The sequence below is a fragment of the Shigella sp. FC1967 genome (assembly GCF_001743005.1).
Classification (GTDB): Bacteria; Pseudomonadota; Gammaproteobacteria; order Enterobacterales; family Enterobacteriaceae; genus Proteus.
On the sequence record NZ_MIIZ01000701.1, the window covers coordinates 1 to 4,490 of the forward strand.

Here is a 4,490-nt window from a genome sequence, read left to right on the forward strand (position 1 = left end):
AGGAGTGCTTTAAATGGCGCGTTCAGGTCACTGCATGTGACGTTCTTGCCGATCACAGACAGGGTATCCTGGAGTGATCCACCAGCAGCATCCAGCCCCATTCTATCGACGGTCTCACTACTCACCATTGCCTGGACAACATTGGTGAATGCCTTCGAGTTGAGCTGCTCAACGTTTAGGGCCGTATTGCATTTCTGCTCAAACGCTTGCTTGTACTGGATGGTGTACTTTGCAGTGATAGGTGACATGGTGTTCATCGCAAGTATGTATGCGTCCACCTCGCTGGTCGGTAATGTCGCGGCGTAGACTGACGAGCATGATGCGGCTACGGCCATTATCAAAGATATTACCTTCTTATTCTTCATTTCTCTGAAATTCCCCTTTTAAAATATGGAGCTACAACTCATTTGTACCAATCATAATACTATTGATTTCCAAAAGTATCTCTCCCTACTGCCATATATGATGGCTCACCTCCCAAACCACTTGGCCGCTGACGGCGGCTGGGCCAACGCCAGAGCCTGATCCACACTATCAGCCGCCTGAAAAAAATCTCATTACCTCTGACGGATAAAGAAACAGATTTCCCCCTTTGGCAAAAAACAGATACCAAACAGAAAAAACCACAGAAAAAACACCTGCAACACACACTTCAAATCTATTTCTTGCAGAGAAATACTTGTAGTGCTTTATTTCGTATCTCGGGGTTCTCATTTTGACTAGATTTTTCAATGTCAACCAAAGAAAGATAACCCCAGTAGGAAGGATAACTATCACAACCCCAAAGAAATAAATTGTGTATATAATAAAATCAAACCAGTTATTGATTTCCATAAACCGTCCCCAGAGCTACATCGGCCAATAACTCGCCATCGAGGCCGTAAACATAGAGCACATCTACGCCACCAGCAGGCTTAACCGCTGGTGGCAATATTTCAAGCCGTTCTCAATACTGCCTTTTCTTAAAGTAGCCAAGCCTTCTCAGACGAGATAAGAAATTCTTTTTGAAATACAGCCCACCCGGCAATGCTGCTAAAACAAAAAGCACCATAAAATAAACTGCATAAACCACACTAGAATTAAAAGCTTCACGCCACCCATTGATAAACACGGGGGCAATAAATAACGGTGCAACCAATACACACGCAAACAACACGTAAACAATACCCCCCCCCCACATATTTAGCAAAGGCACCGGATCTACCCAGGAAAAATAGAGTTTTCCCATAAACAACGAACCCTACTAATAAAAGACCTGATACAACAACAAAGTACATGGCCGTAACAATCCACATCATATTAAAACCCCTTACCAAATAATTCACCCGAGCCAACGCTGTCCTGGGAACCGCAAGTTGAAGGTTGGCCCCTGGGTGGTGATGCTGGCCTTACCGAACGGGCTGTAGCTCGCCTTCCAAACCTTTTGGCTGCTGGCGTTGAAATGCCCAACGCCAGCAGAGTTCACTTACTTAAAATGGTCAGGAATCATCTTGATTTGTTCTTCCGCATCCCAATTTTTGGGTTTATCACTAGGCTCTAACCATTCGCATCCACTAGAAAGCCAGCCGCCCCTTAGAGCTCGTACATTTTCGAGCGTGGTATCGCCATAACCGAACTCCACTCCACAGCATGAACATATTTCGTATGTAGGTGTTTTATCATCTTCGCCCCAAGGTGGATCTTCGTGGAAAAGACCGCATACTCTACAATGATGTTTAATTTTACTGGTCATAGAAATACTCCAATCCACTTGGCCGCTGGCGTCGGTTAGCTAGACTAACACCAGCGTATTCAATGAATAACTAGCCAAAAACCTTTATCATTTCTTTAATTGTTCTGGCAGACTCCATTTCCTCCATAATCTTTTCAATTCCGACACCGGAATCCAAATTACTTCTGTACTTTTTAGCCAAATCACAAAGTTCAGATTTTAACTCCTTGCAATCCAGATTAGAGATAAGAACAGCATTAAAATTAGCCTTAAACAGTCGAGAACCATACATCGCTATTTCTACAGGCCAGTACCAGAATGGACTTAGCGGCTTGTAGCTCGCAACCTCGTCTATTTTGTAGTGACGACCTTCCGAATCATAAATGTCCATCAGCTCAAAATAACCGTTCCTCAAAGACTGAATAGTACATTTCCCGAACTCGGATTCTGATGCCACTACGAAGAGCGACCTTTTCTTGCTGCTCACAAGCAGCGCTGGAAATTCAATTTGCACAACCGCATCCCTCATCATTTCTTGAATCAGCTAAACCACCACTAACAGGAGAGGCTTGAGCTACTTTTGCCCATTCAGGCGTCCCCCGTCCTACACGTCTCCAGTGGCTGCGTTCATTCATGTTCACGCTATTCTGCAACCTTTTCTAGCCACAAAACTGCACTTTTGCGTAATTCCCTCACCTCTTTATCAAACTCAAGAGAGAATAAATTTCCATCAACAACCCATACATCAACTTCAAATGTCACTCCGTCAGCAAAACCTTTTAATCGGCACAACCTCTCTTCTCCCCGAAACGCGAATTTATCGTTTCTGCTCATATCAACACTCAATCCGGAGATTTTATAAAAACATATTTCCTCATCACCTCGATGCCTTTGAACATAATTTATCTCTCTTATTTGCGACTGGAGAATGCCTCCATTTTTCTTGCCTAACACTCGTTTCATTTCGCCAAAAAGGCTTACTTCAAACGCTGTATATTTTGGGAAAAGCCAGTTGAAAAGATGTCTGATTTGCATTTTATTCTCCACATCCACACGGTCAGCCCCTGGGTGGTGATGCTGGCCTTACCGAACGGGCGGTAGCTCGCCTTCCAAACCACTTGGCCGCTGACGTCGGTCAGCCACAACCGGCACCAGAGCCCTCCCCCTAGCCGTTTGAGATAAAAATCTAATCAAGGACTGATTTTTCTCGAATCTCTTGGGAAAGCCCTCTTTCAGTTGCGCATTTCCAAAGATACGGTGACTTTCTGGGGTTTCTCCAACCAAGCCTATAAAGTGCATCCCTGTCCTCTTGAACAATATCTATAAATTCTTCTTCCTGAAGCTCAATACACCATGTCGCATTACATACACTGTGGACAGATGCAAGTGGCTTGTACCTTTCAAGAATATGTAGCCCCTGCGTTATTCTTTGGATTTCTGATAAAATCATTACTCTTTCCAGTCCTTTTCTGGGAGCACAAACACAAGATGAAATGGTATGCCTTGCTCAAACCAATACTCATTAGCTTCCAGCCAACAGTTGGTGAACATGCCCATGACTTGCGGGTTATTCGACCATGCCTTATGTGCGCCTTTTGCTAATAAGACAAATCCACTACTCGGCAACCAATCCAAATCGCCAAGGCATTCATCTAAGGCATCCCAGTTCCCGCCAAAGTATTCAGGAAATTGCATAGCCTCAGATACAGCCGAAAACAAACCATCAGCATCATGAACATCAGACAGGTCGCATTCCATAACGCTTACACCTGATTTTTCAACGCTTTCTATTAGAGCGGCGTCCTTCAAAAAATGAATGGATGTGATTGATGGCCTGTTATACATTCGATTAAGCATCATTAATTGCATAAGCTAGATCCGTTATTCGTGTAGTTCATCTTCTAAATTTTGCTCCTCATCATCTGATACCATTCCGTCGAAAGCGAATAAGCCCTCAAGACAAGAGCTAGAGCTTTCAGATAATGTTTTTTTTTATATCCACAACCTTTGCTGCTTTGCTGTTGTATTCCGTTGGAATTTTCAAGAACTGAATTTCACCTATCCCGCCCATCCCAAGAAAGACGACAAATCTTAAATTCGCAGCACTGTCTTTGGTGCCTGAAAATTTATACCCAGACACTGGATTGGCACCGCCTATTTTTATCTCTCTAGGCCATTTTTTTTCTAACCGTATCAAGCGCGTCAAAAAACTGGAGCAGCTTTCCGTTACTTGAGCGCTCCATCATGTCTAATCGGTCAAATTGCTTGAGAAGTTTACCCTTATCAATATCATTGAGGTGGTGATAAAAAGTCCTCAACGCATCTACCTCATAACTTCTCAACCATTCACAATCTGAATAAACTATCTTTTTCATCAATCTCATAAGATTTGTTATTTTTGACATTCACAACCTCCTGACTGACTGTCGCCAGCTAAATTGCCTAATTCACCACCGGCTGCGGCCCCTACGACTGCACCAGGATATTGATAGGGCATCCTATCTATCAGTTGGATAGCTTTAGGGTAGCGTTGTCCCCACTCATTAAGTCTCCGGTTTCGATCTCCTTTTACGTTTCCATAATAACTAGAGTCATGTTTATAGTGTCTCTTTCTAGTTACATACCGCCCATTCCACTTGTTGCCATTTTTGAGAAGCCACTTACCGAATCGGTTATTTAACAAAGCTGTTTTGCCCATGCGAGAGGGAATAAAGTGACTAAAATTCATTCCAGAACCCTTCACGTATTTTCCACCAGCAATCCAACCAATCTTACCCCC

Annotated in this window: 12 protein-coding genes; all 12 read right to left on the reverse strand. The window is 43.4% G+C overall.

What is annotated here, in order from left to right; translation table 11 throughout:
* Nucleotides 1-365, reverse strand: a 365-nt coding sequence (locus BHE89_RS10320) for a hypothetical protein (protein WP_171742488.1), incomplete at its 3' end; no start/stop codon positions are given.
* 169 nt (nt 366-534) lie between these two features.
* Nucleotides 535-834 (reverse strand): hypothetical protein, encoded by a 300-nt coding sequence (locus BHE89_RS10325; RefSeq protein WP_069369956.1) that lies wholly within the window; start codon nt 832-834, stop codon nt 535-537.
* 112 nt (nt 835-946) lie between these two features.
* A complete protein-coding gene (locus BHE89_RS10330) occupies nt 947-1,228 on the reverse strand; it encodes a hypothetical protein (protein WP_128860449.1) in 282 nt (93 codons plus the stop codon).
* A gap of 237 nt (nt 1,229-1,465) precedes the next feature.
* On the reverse strand, nt 1,466-1,732 hold the full coding sequence (locus BHE89_RS10340) for a hypothetical protein (protein ID WP_069369958.1): 267 nt from the start codon (nt 1,730-1,732) through the stop codon (nt 1,466-1,468).
* 70 nt (nt 1,733-1,802) lie between these two features.
* Nucleotides 1,803-2,225, reverse strand: coding sequence for a hypothetical protein (locus BHE89_RS10345; RefSeq protein WP_286146060.1), 423 nt, complete (start codon nt 2,223-2,225; stop codon nt 1,803-1,805).
* Nucleotides 2,215-2,346, reverse strand: a complete 132-nt coding sequence (locus tag BHE89_RS25550) for a hypothetical protein (protein WP_286146061.1) — start codon at nt 2,344-2,346, stop codon at nt 2,215-2,217. Before BHE89_RS25550 ends, BHE89_RS10345 begins: the two co-directional genes overlap by 11 nt.
* A gap of 7 nt (nt 2,347-2,353) precedes the next feature.
* Nucleotides 2,354-2,746 carry a hypothetical protein gene (locus BHE89_RS10350; protein WP_069369960.1) on the reverse strand — a complete coding sequence of 131 codons (393 nt, stop codon included), beginning with the start codon at nt 2,744-2,746 and terminating at the stop codon, nt 2,354-2,356.
* Nucleotides 2,747-2,897: 151 nt separating this feature from the next.
* Complete coding sequence (locus BHE89_RS23520) at nt 2,898-3,161, reverse strand: hypothetical protein (RefSeq protein WP_069369961.1); 264 nt, start codon at nt 3,159-3,161, stop codon at nt 2,898-2,900.
* Nucleotides 3,161-3,469, reverse strand: coding sequence for a barstar family protein (locus tag BHE89_RS10355; protein WP_216081002.1), 309 nt, complete (start codon nt 3,467-3,469; stop codon nt 3,161-3,163). The genes BHE89_RS23520 and BHE89_RS10355 overlap by 1 nt, the downstream gene beginning before the upstream one ends.
* Before the next feature lie 217 nt (nt 3,470-3,686).
* On the reverse strand, nt 3,687-3,851 hold the full coding sequence (locus BHE89_RS23770) for a hypothetical protein (RefSeq protein ID WP_171742490.1): 165 nt from the start codon (nt 3,849-3,851) through the stop codon (nt 3,687-3,689).
* Nucleotides 3,852-3,879: 28 nt separating this feature from the next.
* Entirely contained in the window at nt 3,880-4,116 is a 237-nt protein-coding gene (locus BHE89_RS10360; protein WP_128860451.1) for a hypothetical protein, read from the reverse strand.
* A partial coding sequence (locus BHE89_RS24315; RefSeq protein WP_216081003.1) for a hypothetical protein occupies nt 4,104-4,490 on the reverse strand: 387 nt, incomplete at its 5' end. The genes BHE89_RS10360 and BHE89_RS24315, both read right to left, overlap by 13 nt.

Coding starts and splice junctions, on each gene's coding strand:
- BHE89_RS23520 (WP_069369961.1), bottom strand. CDS start 3,161: ATGATTTTATCAGAAATCCAAAGAATAACGCAGGGGCTACATATTCTT.
- BHE89_RS10325 (WP_069369956.1), bottom strand. CDS start 834: ATGGAAATCAATAACTGGTTTGATTTTATTATATACACAATTTATTTC.
- BHE89_RS10355 (WP_216081002.1), bottom strand. CDS start 3,469: ATGGAATGCGACCTGTCTGATGTTCATGATGCTGATGGTTTGTTTTCG.
- BHE89_RS10360 (WP_128860451.1), bottom strand. CDS start 4,116: ATGTCAAAAATAACAAATCTTATGAGATTGATGAAAAAGATAGTTTAT.
- BHE89_RS10330 (WP_128860449.1), bottom strand. CDS start 1,228: ATGGGAAAACTCTATTTTTCCTGGGTAGATCCGGTGCCTTTGCTAAAT.
- BHE89_RS25550 (WP_286146061.1), bottom strand. CDS start 2,346: ATGAATGAACGCAGCCACTGGAGACGTGTAGGACGGGGGACGCCTGAA.
- BHE89_RS10350 (WP_069369960.1), bottom strand. CDS start 2,746: ATGCAAATCAGACATCTTTTCAACTGGCTTTTCCCAAAATATACAGCG.
- BHE89_RS10340 (WP_069369958.1), bottom strand. CDS start 1,732: ATGACCAGTAAAATTAAACATCATTGTAGAGTATGCGGTCTTTTCCAC.